The organism is Neptunicella marina (assembly GCF_014270035.1).
GTDB lineage: Bacteria > Pseudomonadota > Gammaproteobacteria > Enterobacterales > Alteromonadaceae > Neptunicella > Neptunicella marina.
Genome location: NZ_JACNEP010000001.1, coordinates 219,662 through 236,227, shown reverse-complemented (window position 1 = coordinate 236,227; position 16,566 = coordinate 219,662). Strand labels below are relative to the sequence as shown.

The following is a 16,566-nucleotide window of genomic DNA, read 5'->3' as shown; positions in this document are numbered from 1 at the left end:
CGGCATGTCAGGTGAACAGTCGCAGTTTGACTCTAAACAGTTTTTAAAAAATCTGACCAATCAACCCGGTGTGTACCGCATGTACAACGCCGCAGGTGATGTTATTTATGTCGGTAAAGCTAAAAACCTTAAAAAAAGGGTGAGCAGCTATTTCCGTAAAAATGTCGATAGCATTAAAACTCAGTCGTTAGTTCGGCAAATTCAGCAGATGGATGTGACGGTTACTCACAGCGAAACCGAAGCGTTTATCCTCGAAAACAGCTATATAAAACAATACAAACCGCGCTACAACGTATTGTTGCGTGATGACAAATCTTATCCATTTATCTTTTTATCTGCGCATCGCCATCCGCGCTTAACCAGTCATCGTGGTGCACGCAACAAATCCGGTGAATATTTTGGCCCTTATCCCAGCGCGTGGGCGGTACGCGAAAGTTTAAGCATTATGCAAAAGCTGTTTCCGATCCGTCAGTGTGAAGACAGTTATTATCAGGCGCGTACGCGTCCTTGTTTACAGTATCAGATTCAACGTTGCGCTGGCCCTTGTGTGGAGGGTTTAGTGAGTGATGAGGAATATCAGCAACAGGTAGATTTAGCCCGTTTGTTTTTGCGCGGGAAAAGTAATCAGGTGATCCACACACTGGTGGAAAAAATGGAACAAGCCAGTATGGCGTTGCAGTTTGAGAAAGCGGCGCAGTATCGTGACCAGATAGCATCACTTAAAAAAGTGCAGGAGCAGCAGCATGTAAGTGGTAATGAAGAGGAAATGGATGTCTTTGGTTTCGCTTACCGTAACGGTATTGCCTGTATTCAGGGCATGTTTATTCGCGATAACAAACTGCTGGGTAGTAAAGCCTATTTCCCTAAAATTCCCAAAGAAGCAGGCGAGCTGGAAATTTTTCAGTCATTTCTACTGCAGTTTTATTTAACCGGTGATAAATCTTTGCCGGCACACATTGTTATCCCTCTGGCTATTGAAGATCAGGACAGTATTGAAACGCTGCTAAGTCAGAATGCCGGGCGCAAAATTAAGCTGTTCCGGGGGACAAGGGGTGAGAAAGCCAAATATCTTAAACTGGCCAATACTAATGCTGATAACGCACTGGAAGCGCGCCAGAATCAGCATAAATCCATGGTAGCTCGCTATCAGATGTTAGAGCAGACTTTAGACAGACAAACGCCAATTCAGCGCATGGAATGTTTTGATATCAGTCATACCTCCGGTCAGCAAACGGTAGCATCCTGTGTGGTATTTAATCGGGAAGGGCCTTATAAAACCGATTATCGTCGTTACAATATTGAAGGCATTACACCCGGGGACGATTATGCTGCGATGGCACAGGCGCTAAAACGCCGTTATAAAAATGCTACCGACGCCGAAAAAATTCCTGACATCTTGTTTATCGATGGTGGAAAAGGCCAGTTAAGCCAGGCTGAAGACTTTTTTGGCGACTGGCCGCTGGAGAAAAAGCCCTTGTTAATCGGGGTAGCAAAAGGGGCAAGCCGAAAAGCCGGACTCGAAACCCTTATCTTGGGTGGGAATCGTGATACTATTCCGATGAGTGCCGATTCTGCAGCGCTGCATTTAATTCAGCATATCAGGGATGAATCGCACCGTTTTGCTATTGCAGGACATCGAAATCGTCGTCAAAAAGTCAAAAAAACGTCTAAGCTCGAATCTATTCCGGGAATAGGCGCCAAACGACGTCAAAGTCTGTTGAAATACATGGGCGGGCTGCAGGAAGTACTTAAAGCCAGCGCAGATGAGCTCGCAAAAGTGCCCGGTATAAGTAAAGAGCTGGCACAAATGATTCATCAGCATTTAAATCAATAATATTAAAAGTCAGGCTATATGTGGACCATACCTAATATTTTAACCTGTGTTCGGGTGTTGTTAATCCCGGTTTTTGTCATTGTGTATTTTCTTGATTGGAAATGGGCACATCAGGCTGCTGCCTTTATTTTTTGGTTTGCTGCAGTAACGGACTGGCTGGATGGTTATCTGGCACGTAAACTACAGCAAAGCACACCGTTTGGCGCATTTTTAGATCCGGTAGCTGATAAATTAATTGTTGCCGCCGCATTATTGATGATTGCGCATACTTATCAGGATCCCTGGATTACCATCCCCGCGGTATTGCTGACCGCACGGGAAGTGTTTGTTAGCGCATTACGTGAGTGGATGGCAGGTAGTGGCCATGAAGACAGTGTGCAGGTTTCATTTATTGGTAAAGCCAAAACCATGGCACAAATGTTAGCTTTAATTGGACTCTTGTCGGAATTACAGGAATTTATGGGAATTCCTATCTATTGGGTGACTTTGGGCTACATATTGCTGTTAATTGCAACTGTGTTGTCTGTATGGTCGATGACAGCCTATTTAATTGCGGCATGGAAATACTTAACTATTGTGCCAGAGGCTAAAAAGTAACTTTCAGTTGTATAAAACGGCGCTTTTGATTGAAATTACGACGTATCTGTCAAAAATCAAGCAATCAAACAAAAAGTGTCATTTTTAGTGTTGACAGAAAAAAGCTTGGCTGTAGAATGCACCCCACATTGAGCTGAGGCGTCAATGTAGAGAAAAATGCGGGAATAGCTCAGTTGGTAGAGCACAACCTTGCCAAGGTTGGGGTCGCGAGTTCGAGTCTCGTTTCCCGCTCCAAACTTTCTCTGGCGGGTTGGCAGAGTGGCTATGCAGCGGATTGCAAATCCGTGGACCTCGGTTCGACTCCGGGACCCGCCTCCATGTTTGGCTCCCCGTGAGTCACATGACTTCACTTAATAAGCTGAAAAGCTTACATCCGATGCCCGGGTGGTGAAATTGGTAGACGCAGTGCAGGATAGCACCAGTGTCGACCGAGACAGGATGTCGAAAGGGCGACCACAAGGATTTACGCGAAGCGTAAACAGAACAACCTCACTTTATAAGTCTCTATGGCTTACATCCGATGCCCGGGTGGTGAAATTGGTAGACACAAGGGATTTAAAATCCCTCGAAGGTAACTTCGTGCCGGTTCAAGTCCGGCCCCGGGCACCAATTCTTATCTTAATTTCATAGTTAGTTTTTAATTCTGCGAATGACGCATTATTTTGTTTATGGCCGTCCTTAAACCGATGCTTCGCATGCGGTTCAGGTATGCGCACCATCTATGGTGCTTACCCTTCGGGCCATCGTCGCATGCTCCGATGTTAAAAATGGTTCCAGACGATTTTTTCCGGCCCCGGGCACCAATTCTTATCTTAATTTCATAGTTAGTTTTTAATTCTGCGAATGATGCATTATTGTGTTTATGGCCGTCCTTAAACCGATGCTTCGCATGCGGTTCAGGTATGCGCACCATCCATGGTGCTTACCCTTCGGGCCATCGTCGCATGCTCCGATGTTAAAAATCGCTCCAGACGATTTTTTCCGGCCCCGGGCACCAATTATTGCCAATAAATTCATAGTCTTAATCAGAGCCTGTATTATCTTGGGGTTGTAATGGGGTCATTTTAAATAAATTTGATACATTACTTGCAATATCAGGCATTTCAGAATCCATCCAGTGCGTATACCCTGTTGATCAATTCATATTTTTTCGAATATAACTCTATAGTCGGTTAGTGGGACTTTTTGACTGCTTGCTTCAAACAATCCTGACGCCACAAACATTTCTCTTGATCGCAAACCCCCTGATAGGCAGTGGCAAAACAATCGAAGTTACCTTCATTACGCTGGATGAGGTGAATTAATTCGGCTTTCCTGATGTATTTGGGTTTGATGCCATATTGTATGGCTATTTCGCTGATTTGCTTCATGTTCATTCTGATTTCCTCAAAAAATAAAGAGCCGGGACTATTTCTATTCAACCTTGTTCAGGGCGTCGAATCCGCCGATCAAATCAAACAGTTCTTCGTCTATACCGGTTTGTCTCAAGCGATGAAACGTCTGGTGTAAATTGGCCTGTAAATCATCGATATTTTTTTCTGCGCGGCGCATTGCGGCCAACCGGCTGGCATTTTCACTGGCCAACGACTCTGCACAGGCTTTGAACAAAGACATAAACAAATATTCACGCACCAGTGCCGGGAAAGTTGTTTGCATTGCGCCAAGTAATTGTGGAAGTTTGTTAGTTGGCCAGCGAGGTAACACAATATCTTGCAACCAGCGTTGATCCAGCGGTAATAATTGTTGGCAAACCGGCTTATAGCTGGAACCGGACTGAGGCTGGTGATTGACCAGACAGACTTGTTCAAGATTGCCCTGCTCAAGCTGAACTTCCAGCTCCCGTAAAATGTCATCAATCAGGGCAGTAATAGTGTTAACTGAATTGGGTAATTTAAAATGCATGGCAACATTGGACTGGTCGCCGGGTAGATGGGTGTTAATTCTTTCACCAACCAGCCATAATGCCCCCGGTTTGCTTTGTTGGTTTATCACCGACTGGACAAAACTGGCCATGCGTTGATTAAATTGCCCGACCAAGCCTTGATCGGAGCCAAATATAATAAAAATTCCCGGTTGTTTAGAGTTAGCCGACTCCCATCCTGAAGTGAGTTGACTGTTGTTCATCACACAAGCGGTTAAACCCAGTTGTACTGTTCGATAGTAGTCATCCAGTGACTTAACCGCATTTTCATATTGGCTGATATTGCTGGCGGCAATGGCTTTCATGGTGCGCACAACCGACTTTAGATCTGCCGCGCTGTTTATTTTATGGTGCAAACTGTCCATCGAATCATTCATGGCCTGTTCCCTGAGTAGTCGCGGTTTGTTCAAACTCTGTCAGCGCACGCCTGGTAATATTTATAATATTGAGTTGATCAGCCTCAGTTAAAGGATCGGTGCCAGCCAATCTGTTCAAAAGCGCAGAGGGCATTTGTTTGCAGGTCATGCGTACAGCATGTTCGGCGTTCGGCATTAAAGACAATGGTATTGGATCAAACAGGCCTGCTGTTAATGCCAGCAAGACTGAAATTTGCTCGGCATCGCTCATAGGGCTATTGGCTGATTGCTTAAGGCAAGCCCGGATCCGTTGCCCCCGATGCACTGTCTTTAACGTATCGTGGTCCAGTTGGGCGCCAAAGCGGGCAAAGGTTTCCAGCTCTTCAAACTGGGCGTAGGCTAGTTTTAGATCACCGGCTACACTGCGAAAAGCACCATGTTGGGCTTTTCCTCCTACCCGGGATACGGATTTTCCCACATCGATGGCGGGTAAAATACCGAGTTCAAACAGGGTGGGTGACAAATAAATTTGCCCGTCGGTAATCGATATCAGATTGGTCGGGATGTAGGCCGACATATTTTGCGATTCGGTTTCCAGTATTGGGAGTGCCGTTAAAGACCCCCCACCCAAAGCGGCTTTTAAATGGGTAGCCCGCTCCAGCAGGCGCGAATGAATATAAAAAATGTCTCCAGGAAATGCCTCACGGCCAGGGGGCCTGCGTAGCAATAAAGACAACTCACGATACGCTCTGGCATGTTGAGTTAAATCATCATAGACAATGAGGACATCGCGACCTGCTTGCATAAAGTATTCAGCAATACTGGTTGCGGCATAAGGGGCGATATAGTTAAACCCAGGGGGATCGTTGCCTTCTGACACCATCACTATGCTGTAGTCCATTGTGTTATTTTTACGCAATATGGCCAGAGTCTTGGCCACCGATGCTGCTCGCTGACCAATCGCGCAATAAATACAGATAACGTCTTTACCGCGCTGATTTAGCATGGCATCAATGGCAATTGTGGTTTTACCGGTATTTCTGTCACCCATGATCAGTTCACGCTGACCCCGTCCGATTGGGAGTAACGCATCGATCACTTTCCAGCCCGTTTGCAAGGGGCGATTAACGGCTGCACGCTGCATTATTTCCGGGGCAGGCCGTTCCACTGGTATTCTTTCGCTAAGTTGTGGCGGTTTTTGTCCATCCAGTGGACGCCCCAAAGGATCAATAACACGCCCCAATAATCCTTCTCCCACCGCGACATCCATCACGCGCCCGGTGCGTTGTACTTCGTCACCGGCGCTGAGTTGTTCAAACGGGCCAAGCAATAAGACACCGACGAGTTCTTCATCAATATTGAAGGCTATACCATAAATGTCATGGGGAAATTTAATCAGTTCTTCATAACCCACACCAGGCAAACCACTAACCGTAGCGATGCCGGTGGAAACACTGATGATATAACCCACTTCCTGAACAGATAGGTCAGGTGACACTGTTTCCCGTAACTGGTTTAACAGTTCATATTGACGGTCAAACAAGTTGTTTAATTCGAATTCGGCGTTGGATTTCAAAGGGAGGCTCCGTTGGCGCCGTTGTCATCAACATTTACAGGGGATTCTGATGCTGGTTGAGTTGTATTGGGCAAAAGTTGTTTGGCTAACTCACTGGCTCGTTGTTGTAATTGCTGCAGATAATTGGCACTGCTCCAGGCAAGTTTCCATCCACTAGTACTTATTTCTATGCCACACAACAAGGCTTCGGAATGTTGGTATTCAACTTGTGATGTCAGCGTAGTATCAGATTTTAATGATTGTTGTAAGCATTGTTCAATTTGTTGTTGCTGTTGCTGCGATAAGGCAAAGCGACTGCGTACCAGAATCTTGTTATGTTCATCCAGTCCAACCAGCGGGTTTGTTGTCATATTGCTGCACGCGGCTGTTAAATGTTGAATAAACAGCGCAAACATACTTTCTTGTAAAGATTGACTGGCTAACTCCGTTAATACCTTGTTGCTAATGGCAAACACTTCAAGCAGGTTTTTGGTGGCGATGTCCTGTTGTATGGCAATGAACTCGTCAGATATGGATGCCAGATGCTGTTGCGTTAGTTGTTGAGCATCCTGATTGGCCTTGTTGAGTAATCGGTCTCGTATTTGATTGGCCTCATCAGTGGCTTGTGTGATTAAGGCTTGCCGTTGTTGCTCGAGTAATTGGTTATTTTGCTGATAGATGTGCAACTGGTCGCTTGCTTCGCGTTTGATTTTTTCAGCGTCGTTGATAATCTTTGCTGTTTCCCGCTCGCGGGCATCAATGGCATTGAGAATTGGTTGATATAAAAAATGTTTTAACAACCACACCAGTAACAAAAAATTAAGTACCTGAGCACCCACAGTAAACCAGTCAATCAGCATGAGTTAGTGTCCTGCTGCAAGAGCAATAAAATAGTTCCAGAACGGGTTAACGAATAACACGATCATCGAGACTACAAAACAATAAATGGCGGTAGACTCAATCATGGCTAGTCCTACAAACAGGGTGCGGGTAATTGTTGCTGATGCATCCGGCTGTTGTGCTAAAGCAGTTAGTGCGGATGCGACGGCCCGACCTTCTGCAAATGCCGGTCCCAGAGCACCAAAACCAATGGTAATACCGGCAGTTATGATCGAAACGACTGAGATGTAAGTCAAACTATCCATAAATATGGCCTTATTTCTTAGTGGGTGAATGTAGCTGAACGGAACTGTTGGCTACCGGTTTAGATTGTCCGGCAGATGTCTGGGTTGCTGCGGCGATATAAACGGCAGCCAGAACAAAAAATATATAAGCTTGCACCATACCGGTGAGCAGACCCAGTGCGGTCATAACCAGTGGAAAGATATATGGTGAAATCACCAGCAATATTGCCATGATCATACTGCCACTCATCACATTGCCAAAAAGGCGCACAGCCAGTGCCAGGGTCCTTGATAGTTCACCAATAATATTAAATGGCAACATCATCCACACAGGTTCAGTATAGGAAGCTAAATAGTTAAATATCCCTTTTTGGTAAATGCCATAGATCGGTACGGCAAGAAAGACACATAATGCCAGTGCCAGGGTGGTAGACAACGAACCCGTTGGCGGCTCGTAGCCAGGAAACAGGGTAAATAGATTGGCACAGGCTACAAACAGGAAAAGACTACCCAGAAAGCCAATGTAGCGACGTGGATGGCGCAGGCCAATGCTTTTTATTTGCTGTTCAATACTGGTAACAATTATTTCCAGTAAATTTTGCCAGCGGGAACGGTTTAACTGGCCGGTTAGGTTGCGAGTGATCAGCTTCGCTCCCAAGGTCAGTACCAGCATTAATACCCAGGTAAAAACGATAGTAGCATTGAGTTTGATAATGCCGTATTGCCAAAAAATAATGTCATCGGGACTAAGGTGCATGATGAACCCCGGACATTACTCTTTGTTCGCCCGACATCCGTTGGATTAACTTATGAACCAGTTGTCTGCCCACAATAAACCCACATAAACTGATCAACAGACGTTGCCAGTCTCCTGCCGCCAGAATGTAGAACAGGCTTAAACTTATTCCCGTGCGGACGAGCATACCCAGTACAAACCACAGGGCAGGATTGCCCGATTTCAGCCCTTTATGTACAGTGATCCATAAGGTGGCAAAGAAAAATAGTCCAATGCCACAGCCAGCCAACAATGGCGGTAAGTATTGGTCTATGAAGGTTGTCAAATGGATCAGCCAGTTAGTTGTCATCATCTGTGTTTTCCTTATGTATACAGCGGGTTTCGTTAGTGACCCAGTGCCAGGCGATGAAACAGCCAACGCACAAGCCCGCCATAAGTAATGCCAGCGTCCATGAGCGGGGGCCCGTATCTATGCTGTCCAGCCACATACCTATGGCAATTCCCAGCAGAGTCGGAAGCGCTACGGACCAGCCAATTAGTCCCATCATTCCCAGTCCAAACCACACCTGATTATGTTCATCCCGGCGCGCGTTAATTTTGCGCCTGGCTTTATCGTCGATTAGCTCGGCCAGTTTTTGTTGCCGATGATGACGGGAGATCTTGTTACGCATATTAGATTTTGGTCAAACTGAGAAAACGTCGTAAGAAGCCCGTTTCAAGTTTGGCCAGCACTTGTTTTGTGTGCAGGGCTGCGTCATCTGCGGATAAAAAATCCTGTTTTACCTTGTCACGTAACTCATTCAGGTGATTACCCGCATTGGCATGACGAACCGATATCACTACCTGTTCATTGGTTTTGACCAGCAAACCTTCATCCACAGCCACAAAAAACTCGCCTTGTTCTGTGGTGTAACTCAGAATGCCAGGAACCAGCACCGCCACACAGTCAAGGCGTAATGGCAGCAAGCCAAAAGCACCTTCTGTCGTTTCCACGACGATACGTAACACGTTGGTGACGTTGGTAAATACGGCAAAGGGTTGCAAAATTTTCAGCTGCATCCTGTTTGTTGTCATCGTCCCTTTGTTATCAAATTTGTTCATTGGTTTATTCATTGTTATTTGCTGCAACTGAAGCTGATGATGCAATGTGTGCTTCATCCACGGAGCCAATCATATACAGTGCGTTTTCCGGGAATTGATTAAATTCCCCGTTTAAAATTCGTTCACAGCCATCCAGTGTTTGTTCAAGCTGCACCGATTTGCCCTCCAGACCGGTAAATGATTCGGTCGTTACAAAAGGTTGGGTGAAAAAATGTTCCAGTCTGCGTGCCCGGCTGACCACTTCTCTGTCGGTTGCGGATAATTGATCCAGTCCTAACATCGCAATGATATCCTTGAGTTCGTCATATTGAGCCAGTGTACGGCGTACATCCTGAGCTATCTGATAATGCCGTTCACCAATTATGCCTGGTGTGGCAATTTTGGAACTGGACAATAAGGGGTCAATTGCCGGGTAGAGTCCTTCGCTGGCTCGTTTACGCGATAACACAATGGTGGAAGATAAATGAGAAAAGGTATGCACTGCCGCCGGATCGGTAAAATCGTCAGCGGGCACGTAAACCGCCTGAATGGAAGTAATTGCCGCTTTATCTGTATTGGCAATCCGTTCTTGAAGACTTGCCAGTTCAGTTGCCATCGTTGGCTGATACCCCATACGTGACGGCATTTGTCCCATTAATCCGGATACTTCGGAACCGGCCTGAATAAAGCGGAAAATGTTGTCAATTAATAACAGCACATCCCGTTGTTGTTTGTCCCGAAAATACTCGGCCATGGTTAAGGCTGCATGGCCAATTCTAAAGCGGCTTCCGGGCGGTTCGTTCATTTGGCCGAACAGCATTACCATATGTGGCAGAACGCCGGCTTGTTGCATGTCCCGGTATAGTTCTTCACCTTCACGGCAGCGTTCACCAATACCACAAAAAATACTTACTCCTTGCTGATGGCCGAGCATATTGTGGATCATCTCTGACAACAGCACTGTTTTACCCACACCAGCACCGCCGAACAGGCCGGTTTTCCCCCCTCGTTCCAATGGCATCAGAACATCGATAATTTTTATCCCGGTTACAAACATTTCTGTTTTGGTTGAACGTCTGGATAAAGGCGGTGGAGATGCATGTACACTTTGCCAGCTAATCTGACTTGGAGTTGGACGACCATCAATACTGTGACCGAAGACATTAAACATCCGCGATAAGATATTATCACCCACCGGTGCCATCAGAGGAGCCCCCGAATCTTCGATTAACATGCCCCGGGCAAGGTGTTGGGTAGGGGTAAAGGCGACAGTTCTTACTTTTTGCTCATCAAGTTGGGTTTGTACTTCAAGCACGATTTTTTTATCGGGGCTGAAGAGCAAATTGTAAATTGCCGGCAATTTAATCGGAAATCTGACATCAACAACACTGCCACGAATTGCAGTTACGCTACCTGTATTTTTTGTAGCAGAAGTAGTGTCCATCACAAACCCATTTCGGCTTACTGTCTAAAAAATATAAGTGACAGATTTAATTAACGCATCATGAAGTAGGTATTGTTATGCGTTTTTTGCCTGATTGTTGTTGATGTGGATCAATTTTTGTACAAAATGAAGGGCGTTAGCGTCAAGACAGATTTAATCGCTGATTTAAGCGGGATCACAAACATATAGTCTGTGATCGAACCGCTTGTTAAAAAATATTTTTATTGTCTAACTGTTAGCAGGTGAGGGGAGCCCAAAGCTTATACCCATTGCTAGCGCGCTTTGGAAGGTTAAGTCATGCCCGTCAACTTTTTTGCTTTGAGTTGCGACCTGTGCCAGAGGCACGCTGCTTAGTTGGTTATTCTGCATAACAACCAGTTTTCCAAATTCACGGTTTGCAACTAACGATGCGGCATAACTACCTAACTGGGTGGCAAATATACGGTCAAACGCGGTAGGGGAACCTCCCCGTTGAATATGTCCCAGACAAGTTGATCTCACTTCAGCATCAATTAGGTTTTCTAACTGGTGTTTAAGCACATTCCCTATGCCTCCCAGGCGAACCGGATCGGGGCTGGTATCCAGTGATTCTCTGATGGTCATATGACCACCTGAAGGCATAGCTCCTTCAGCAACAACCAGCACCGAATAATGTTGTTCACCCATACGATTTTTACAGGCTTTGGCGACTTCTTCTATGGAGTAAGGAAATTCCGGGATGAGGATCACATCTGCTCCCCCGGCCATGCCTGCATGTAATGCAATCCACCCGGCATAACGGCCCATGGTCTCCAGAATCATGACTCTTCGGTGTGACTGACCTGTCGTGCGTAGTCGATCAATGCCATCGGTGACGATACTTACTGCGGTATCAAAACCAAAGGTTCTATCGGTACACATAAGATCGTTGTCGATAGTTTTAGGCATACCCACTACATTTATGCCTAACCCCGCAAGGCTATGGGCAATGGCCATAGTGCCGTCACCGCCAATAACAACCAGGCCGTCGAGACCAAGTTTGTGATAGTAATCAAGTACCTGAATCGATACATCCTGACCTTTATAGTTGAACGGATCTGCACTGTTATGAGTGCCCAGTATGGTGCCACCCATATTCAAGATTCCGCTGCAATCAGCATAGCTTAATGGCCTTACCTGCTGCTCAATTAAGCCCCGGAAACCTTGTTCTATACCAATAATCCGGGCTTTGTGATTGAGTATTAAACTTTTGGCTACAGCCCGTATTGCCGCATTTAATCCGGGACAATCCCCACCCCCTGTGAGTATTCCTATACGCATGTTGTGCCTCTGTGACTGGACTTATGTAGGTTGTTATTAGTGTTATGCGTCATATGTCACCACCTTCTGAATGACAGCTTTTATGATTGTAAAACTGACAATTTAGTCAGGCTTCATAATTAAAGGCATGACCGTCAGAGCAATAAGTATCGTTATGACCATAACGGCGGCTATTAGTCTTGTTCGTTGCCAACGCAAGTTGTTGCCAGCAATAACTGATTTTATATAGTGAACATGCATTATGAGATGTAAGACAAGGCCAGTGATAAACAGCATTGACAGGTAAAAATGCACGTCACCCCATTGGTGTCGGTTCAGTGTCCAGACTGTGAGTCTTCTACTCCCTGGCGGTAGTGTATTGGTCAACAATAGCCCTGTGAACGTCAGAACTAACACAAGTAAAACGAGCAGAATATCTAACACGACAGTCCATTTCATGATTTCACCGAAGCGTTGCTGTTTTAAGTTATTTTAGTATTGATACATTATAAAACCTTGACTGGGATCAATATTGTTTATTTCAAACACTGCAATCTGTTGATTACTATCTGGATGTTTGATGATTCGGGTTGGCATCTTTAGCGACAATCTTGATATTCGGTGTTTTATCTTCTGAAATGATTAGGGCTGTAATTTGGTTAAAAATGGGTCAGTACAGACCCTGAACGTTAGGGTAAGGCATACCATGCAATGACACCGTAATGAATAAGGGCATTAAGTGTAACCACCGAGTTATCAGCTCCGGAAATAAGCCGTATACATCCGGAAGGTATCGATAAATGACTAACCTTAAGTGGAGAATAATATGAATAGTTATCAAAAAGTTCTTGTTGCTATAGATCCCTACGCAACTTATGAACCTGTCCTGGAAAGGGCCTTGAAACTGGTGGAGACACCTGAGCAATTAAGCCTGATTTACGTGGCTTATCCATATCGGTACTACGGTCCTTATGGAGGTGATGCCTTTGGCGCAGAGATGTTAACTGAATGGAGAGAGCAGGCTAGAGAGAAGTTATCGGATATTGCTAAGCAAAACCACATCCCGCTAACGCAAGTCTACACGTCTGAGGGTGAAGCTGCCGATGAAATTCACCTGAGGGCTAAGGAAGATCAATCCGACTTGATTGTTATAGGAACTCACGGTCAGAAAGGTCTTAAATTGTTATTAGGTTCCACTGCTAATGCGGTATTGCACGGTGTTAAATGTGATGTGCTGGCAGTGAAAGTGTGATTTTGGGGAACATAAAATCAATCGCAGTTAAGTTAAATTTGATACAGATCCATGTCCTAAAATTTGGCTATGGTCTGGTGTTTTACTACAACAAAATATAAAGGCGTATCATCCATGGCAACTGTCAGATTTTTAGGTGCAGCTCAAGAAGTAACGGGTTCTTGTCATATGATCGAATCTCCGGAATTGGGGCGGATTTTGCTCGATTGTGGCATGCATCAGGGGGGCAACGCAGCCAAACGCCTGCCTGATGAGTATTTTGAATTCGCACCAGCTAGCATTAACGCAGTGGTATTGTCTCATGCCCATCTGGATCACAGTGGTATGCTGCCAAAACTGGTACATGAAGGGTTCAACGGCGTTATTCATGCTACTTCTGCGACAGTGGAGTTACTGGAAGTTATGCTGCTTGATTCAGTCAATTTATACTTAAGCGATTTGGAACGCACCAACCGTCGTCGTTTGCGTCGCGGTAAAGAGCCCCTTGAACCTATTTACACTGAACAGGATGTAGCCAAAGTCTTATCCCTGAGTAAAGCACATCCCTATGGACAACCATTTAAAGTAGCAACCAACGCCAGTGTGACATTCCATGATGCTGGGCATATTTTGGGATCCGCTATCACAGAGTTTTGTATTGAGGAAAAAGGCAAAAGCCGTACATTGGTTTTTTCCGGTGATTTGGGTAATAAAAGTGCAATTTTGATGAATGATCCCACAATTCTGGAAAAAGCTGATGTGGTGTTAATGGAAGGCACTTATGGTGATCGTAATCACCGTCCAATTGAAGACACGGTGGAGCAGTTACGCACTATTATCCGCGAAACGGAACACAAGGGCGGTAACATTATGATCCCCGCTTTTGCAGTTGGGCGTACTCAGGAATTATTGTTTTATTTAGGCCAGTTATACAAACAGGGAGACCTGCAAAACTGGCAGGTGATTCTGGACAGTCCAATGGCCATTGAGGTTACCAAAGTTTATGACCACTGGTTTAATCAACTGGATAAAGAGGATATTAAATTAGTACGTCCTGCGGCCCATTCAATTTTAAAGGACTTTATTCCTCGTCTGTTACTGTCCTCATCACCTCAGGACTCGATGGCGATTAATAAAATCAGTAAGGGGGCGTTGATTATTGCTGGTAGTGGCATGTGTACCGGGGGACGTATTCGTCATCACTTTAAGCAACGTATTTGGGATTCACGCAGTACGGTGATATTTTGTGGTTTTCAGGCGCGCGGGACGCTGGGTCGACTTTTGGTTGACGGCAAAAAACATATCAAATTATTTGGTGAAGATTATCTGGTGAAAGCGCGTATTGAGACATTAGGGGGCTTTTCAGCTCATGCCGGACAATCTGAGTTAATTGAGTGGGTCTCACATTTTAAAGGTTCACCGCGAATCATGTTGGTGCATGGCGAGTCAACTGCACTGGATACTCTATCCAATAAACTTTGGACAGATAAAAATATTGAAGCTGAGATTGCGGTACAAAACCATTGTATCGCGTTTTAACGCCTGAAGTATTCAGCCATATTGCTGACGCTATTAAGGGCGTTGGCTCTGCTTTTCACTGGTGTCTGGTTGTTGACCAAAGGCAACCTGACGCAAATGCGTCTGCATCAAATCTTATGTTGCAGAGTCGTTTTCCGCGGTGCTGCGGTGATTGATCCCTTGTTTGTCGATTCGGTATTGAATTGTGAGGCTAAATAAACCGCTGTAATTGAGCTCGTAATTGAGCATTTTCCCGTAGCAGTTGCTCTTTTTGTTTTAATAAGTCAATGACCATACACACTGCCACCCAGTCAATTTCCAGATCCAGATACAAGCGTGCGGCCTTTTTCAGCCAGTGTGCACTGTTGGTATCAAACACCCAGTCCTTAGCACTGGCACCTTCAATCGGGATGACGATGCCCAAATCCACAGCTTCGGTCACCAATTTGGGGGTGATATATTCAACGGCATATAATTCTGTGACCGAAATTTCAATTGTGGTTTCTGCCATGTTAGTTGCTCCATTCTGTTCTTGGATTGAATTGGCTGCTATCCGCCATTCGTTGCCATAATGTTTTGGCTTCCTCACTGTTGGTTTGCGGCATAACGACTTTCAGGATCACTAATAAATCACCGGTGACTGTTTTAGTTTTCAATCCTTTGCCTTTGATGCGTAGTTTTTGTCCGGTCTGGCTATTGGGGCTAATCGTCAGATTGATTTTGCCGCTTAGCGTCGGTATGGTAATTTTTGCTCCTAGTGCCGCTTCCCAGGGACTTACTGGTAAAGTTAACAGCAGATTATGGCCCTGCACATCAAATAAAGGGTGAGGAACCAGGCGGATATGAAGATACAGATCGCCATTAGGTCCCTGTCCATGACCCGGTCCAGCCTGACCTTTCAGACGAATACGTTCTCCATCCATGACACCCATCGGGATTTTCACTTTCAGGGTTCTTTTAATGTGTCTGATTTGTCCGCCTTCATAGGTCGGTATACTGAACTCAATATTACGGGAATGTTGGGCAAGAGTATCTTCCAGAAATATTGGCACTTCGATTTCAGCGTCCTGGCCTTTAAAAGAAAAAGCTTCATCAGACGCTGAATGACGCGCCTGATTGAAACCGCCGCCAAAAATGGAATTGAAAAAATCAGAAAAATCCTGTCCGGATGGTCCCCGGGCATTTCCGTCAAAGCCCTTACCCTGTTGCCAGTCAGGAGGGGGCTCAAAGCCTTTAGTGCCACCATAACGACGCAACTCGTCATATTCAGCCCGGCGCTCGGCATTTTTCAATACCTCATAGGCTTCGGCCACTTCCTTGAATTTTTCCTCAGCCCCTTCGTCGGCGTTCATATCCGGATGAAAAGTCAGGGCCAGTTTTCGATAGGCCTTTTTGATCTCTTTCAGATCCGCGTCTTCCCTGACCCCCAGAATCGCGTAATAGTCTTTAAATTCCATTTAGTTACCCTAGCAGGTTTTACCAAAATTAAGTCAGAGTGAACTAACAAGGTGTCAGGTACACCTGATGCGAGTCAACGCGTGTTGACGCTTCAGAATGCCACCTAATTCAACCAAATACTGCACTATTTATAATTTTATATAACAACCTTGATTTAGATCATGTGCAGGGTGGACAAATTTAATAGTGCGACAAATACAAACTGGGTTGTAACTTAGCTACAGCCTCAACTGTTATAACGATTTGTCCGGTGTTGGATATCTGCTTTATCTATTCAGTAGTTTCATTTTACCTGCCTGGGAAATTCAGGTTTACCGATAATGACTGGTCTGTCCTTTGGTTTCTGTATGATATTTTACTCTTTTTTTACACGTATATGCTCACTCTAAATCAATGTTTTATGTTTTGAGTAAGTTGAGTTTCTGGTTATTAAG

General features: G+C 45.2%; 18 protein-coding genes and 3 tRNA genes. 7 read left to right on the top strand and 14 right to left on the bottom strand.

What is annotated here, in order from left to right; all coding sequences use genetic code 11:
- The first annotated feature begins 4 nt into the window (after positions 1 to 4).
- The 5 genes from uvrC to H8B19_RS01125 all read left to right on the top strand — a co-directional run bounded on the left by uvrC (position 5) and on the right by H8B19_RS01125 (position 3,040).
- The gene (gene uvrC / locus H8B19_RS01145; protein WP_186504937.1) at positions 5 to 1,834 is read left to right on the top strand and encodes an excinuclease ABC subunit UvrC; all 1,830 of its coding nucleotides are present in this window, start codon (positions 5 to 7) and stop codon (positions 1,832 to 1,834) included.
- Between the two features lie 18 nt (positions 1,835 to 1,852).
- On the top strand, positions 1,853 to 2,431 hold the full coding sequence (gene pgsA / locus H8B19_RS01140) for a CDP-diacylglycerol--glycerol-3-phosphate 3-phosphatidyltransferase (RefSeq protein WP_186504936.1): 579 nt from the start codon (positions 1,853 to 1,855) through the stop codon (positions 2,429 to 2,431).
- A 158-nt stretch (positions 2,432 to 2,589) separates the two neighbouring features.
- Positions 2,590 to 2,665 (top strand) — tRNA-Gly (locus H8B19_RS01135).
- A 10-nt stretch (positions 2,666 to 2,675) separates the two neighbouring features.
- A tRNA-Cys gene (locus H8B19_RS01130) sits at positions 2,676 to 2,749 on the top strand.
- 204 nt (positions 2,750 to 2,953) lie between these two features.
- Positions 2,954 to 3,040 (top strand) — tRNA-Leu (locus tag H8B19_RS01125).
- Positions 3,041 to 3,603: 563 nt separating this feature from the next.
- On the opposite strand, the gene H8B19_RS01120 is transcribed toward H8B19_RS01125, so the two are convergent.
- The 12 genes from H8B19_RS01120 to H8B19_RS19285 all read right to left on the bottom strand — a co-directional run bounded on the left by H8B19_RS01120 (position 3,604) and on the right by H8B19_RS19285 (position 12,384).
- Positions 3,604 to 3,807, bottom strand: coding sequence for an SAP domain-containing protein (locus tag H8B19_RS01120; protein ID WP_186504935.1), 204 nt, complete (start codon positions 3,805 to 3,807; stop codon positions 3,604 to 3,606).
- A 37-nt stretch (positions 3,808 to 3,844) separates the two neighbouring features.
- Entirely contained in the window at positions 3,845 to 4,729 is an 885-nt protein-coding gene (locus H8B19_RS01115) for a F0F1 ATP synthase subunit gamma (protein ID WP_186504934.1), read from the bottom strand.
- Positions 4,722 to 6,284, bottom strand: coding sequence for an alternate F1F0 ATPase, F1 subunit alpha (locus tag H8B19_RS01110; protein WP_186504933.1), 1,563 nt, complete (start codon positions 6,282 to 6,284; stop codon positions 4,722 to 4,724). The genes H8B19_RS01115 and H8B19_RS01110 overlap by 8 nt, the downstream gene beginning before the upstream one ends.
- A complete protein-coding gene (locus tag H8B19_RS01105; RefSeq protein WP_186504932.1) occupies positions 6,281 to 7,123 on the bottom strand; it encodes a F0F1 ATP synthase subunit B family protein in 843 nt (280 codons plus the stop codon). The genes H8B19_RS01110 and H8B19_RS01105 overlap by 4 nt, the downstream gene beginning before the upstream one ends.
- A 3-nt stretch (positions 7,124 to 7,126) precedes the next feature.
- On the bottom strand, positions 7,127 to 7,408 hold the full coding sequence (locus H8B19_RS01100; RefSeq protein WP_186504931.1) for a F0F1 ATP synthase subunit C: 282 nt from the start codon (positions 7,406 to 7,408) through the stop codon (positions 7,127 to 7,129).
- Between the two features lie 10 nt (positions 7,409 to 7,418).
- Positions 7,419 to 8,144: a F0F1 ATP synthase subunit A gene (locus H8B19_RS01095; RefSeq protein ID WP_186504930.1), complete on the bottom strand. Its 726-nt coding sequence runs from the start codon at positions 8,142 to 8,144 to the stop codon at positions 7,419 to 7,421.
- Positions 8,134 to 8,475, bottom strand: coding sequence for an N-ATPase subunit AtpR (locus H8B19_RS01090; RefSeq protein ID WP_206683149.1), 342 nt, complete (start codon positions 8,473 to 8,475; stop codon positions 8,134 to 8,136). Before H8B19_RS01090 ends, H8B19_RS01095 begins: the two co-directional genes overlap by 11 nt.
- Positions 8,462 to 8,794, bottom strand: a complete 333-nt coding sequence (locus H8B19_RS01085; RefSeq protein WP_186504929.1) for an AtpZ/AtpI family protein — start codon at positions 8,792 to 8,794, stop codon at positions 8,462 to 8,464. Before H8B19_RS01085 ends, H8B19_RS01090 begins: the two co-directional genes overlap by 14 nt.
- A 1-nt stretch (position 8,795) precedes the next feature.
- Positions 8,796 to 9,182 (bottom strand): F0F1 ATP synthase subunit epsilon, encoded by a 387-nt coding sequence (locus H8B19_RS01080; protein WP_186504928.1) that lies wholly within the window; start codon positions 9,180 to 9,182, stop codon positions 8,796 to 8,798.
- A 46-nt stretch (positions 9,183 to 9,228) separates the two neighbouring features.
- A complete protein-coding gene (gene atpD / locus H8B19_RS01075) occupies positions 9,229 to 10,647 on the bottom strand; it encodes a F0F1 ATP synthase subunit beta (protein WP_186504927.1) in 1,419 nt (472 codons plus the stop codon).
- Positions 10,648 to 10,875: 228 nt separating this feature from the next.
- Positions 10,876 to 11,946: a 6-phosphofructokinase gene (locus H8B19_RS01070; RefSeq protein WP_186504926.1), complete on the bottom strand. Its 1,071-nt coding sequence runs from the start codon at positions 11,944 to 11,946 to the stop codon at positions 10,876 to 10,878.
- A 102-nt stretch (positions 11,947 to 12,048) separates the two neighbouring features.
- Positions 12,049 to 12,384 (bottom strand): DUF4405 domain-containing protein, encoded by a 336-nt coding sequence (locus H8B19_RS19285; protein WP_186504925.1) that lies wholly within the window; start codon positions 12,382 to 12,384, stop codon positions 12,049 to 12,051.
- Between the two features lie 367 nt (positions 12,385 to 12,751).
- Between H8B19_RS19285 and H8B19_RS01060 the strand changes: the two genes are divergently transcribed.
- Together H8B19_RS01060 and H8B19_RS01055 are read left to right on the top strand one after the other, a co-directional pair.
- Entirely contained in the window at positions 12,752 to 13,177 is a 426-nt protein-coding gene (locus H8B19_RS01060; RefSeq protein ID WP_186504924.1) for a universal stress protein, read from the top strand.
- Between the two features lie 114 nt (positions 13,178 to 13,291).
- On the top strand, positions 13,292 to 14,695 hold the full coding sequence (locus tag H8B19_RS01055) for an MBL fold metallo-hydrolase RNA specificity domain-containing protein (protein WP_186504923.1): 1,404 nt from the start codon (positions 13,292 to 13,294) through the stop codon (positions 14,693 to 14,695).
- A 190-nt stretch (positions 14,696 to 14,885) separates the two neighbouring features.
- Here H8B19_RS01055 and H8B19_RS01050 read toward each other — a convergent pair whose 3' ends face one another.
- Both H8B19_RS01050 and H8B19_RS01045 read right to left on the bottom strand, forming a co-directional pair.
- Positions 14,886 to 15,185 (bottom strand): chaperone modulator CbpM, encoded by a 300-nt coding sequence (locus tag H8B19_RS01050; RefSeq protein WP_186504922.1) that lies wholly within the window; start codon positions 15,183 to 15,185, stop codon positions 14,886 to 14,888.
- A gap of 1 nt (position 15,186) precedes the next feature.
- Positions 15,187 to 16,131: a DnaJ C-terminal domain-containing protein gene (locus H8B19_RS01045; RefSeq protein ID WP_186504921.1), complete on the bottom strand. Its 945-nt coding sequence runs from the start codon at positions 16,129 to 16,131 to the stop codon at positions 15,187 to 15,189.
- Between the last annotated feature and the right edge of the window lie 435 nt (positions 16,132 to 16,566).

Coding starts and splice junctions, on each gene's coding strand:
- uvrC (WP_186504937.1), top strand. CDS start 5: ATGTCAGGTGAACAGTCGCAGTTTGACTCTAAACAGTTTTTAAAAAAT.
- pgsA (WP_186504936.1), top strand. CDS start 1,853: ATGTGGACCATACCTAATATTTTAACCTGTGTTCGGGTGTTGTTAATC.
- H8B19_RS01120 (WP_186504935.1), bottom strand. CDS start 3,807: ATGAACATGAAGCAAATCAGCGAAATAGCCATACAATATGGCATCAAA.
- H8B19_RS01115 (WP_186504934.1), bottom strand. CDS start 4,729: ATGAATGATTCGATGGACAGTTTGCACCATAAAATAAACAGCGCGGCA.
- H8B19_RS01105 (WP_186504932.1), bottom strand. CDS start 7,123: ATGCTGATTGACTGGTTTACTGTGGGTGCTCAGGTACTTAATTTTTTG.
- H8B19_RS01100 (WP_186504931.1), bottom strand. CDS start 7,408: ATGGATAGTTTGACTTACATCTCAGTCGTTTCGATCATAACTGCCGGT.
- H8B19_RS01095 (WP_186504930.1), bottom strand. CDS start 8,144: ATGCACCTTAGTCCCGATGACATTATTTTTTGGCAATACGGCATTATC.
- H8B19_RS01090 (WP_206683149.1), bottom strand. CDS start 8,475: ATGATGACAACTAACTGGCTGATCCATTTGACAACCTTCATAGACCAA.
- H8B19_RS01085 (WP_186504929.1), bottom strand. CDS start 8,794: ATGCGTAACAAGATCTCCCGTCATCATCGGCAACAAAAACTGGCCGAG.
- H8B19_RS01080 (WP_186504928.1), bottom strand. CDS start 9,182: ATGCAGCTGAAAATTTTGCAACCCTTTGCCGTATTTACCAACGTCACC.
- atpD (WP_186504927.1), bottom strand. CDS start 10,647: ATGGACACTACTTCTGCTACAAAAAATACAGGTAGCGTAACTGCAATT.
- H8B19_RS01070 (WP_186504926.1), bottom strand. CDS start 11,946: ATGCGTATAGGAATACTCACAGGGGGTGGGGATTGTCCCGGATTAAAT.
- H8B19_RS19285 (WP_186504925.1), bottom strand. CDS start 12,384: ATGAAATGGACTGTCGTGTTAGATATTCTGCTCGTTTTACTTGTGTTA.
- H8B19_RS01060 (WP_186504924.1), top strand. CDS start 12,752: ATGAATAGTTATCAAAAAGTTCTTGTTGCTATAGATCCCTACGCAACT.
- H8B19_RS01055 (WP_186504923.1), top strand. CDS start 13,292: ATGGCAACTGTCAGATTTTTAGGTGCAGCTCAAGAAGTAACGGGTTCT.
- H8B19_RS01050 (WP_186504922.1), bottom strand. CDS start 15,185: ATGGCAGAAACCACAATTGAAATTTCGGTCACAGAATTATATGCCGTT.
- H8B19_RS01045 (WP_186504921.1), bottom strand. CDS start 16,131: ATGGAATTTAAAGACTATTACGCGATTCTGGGGGTCAGGGAAGACGCG.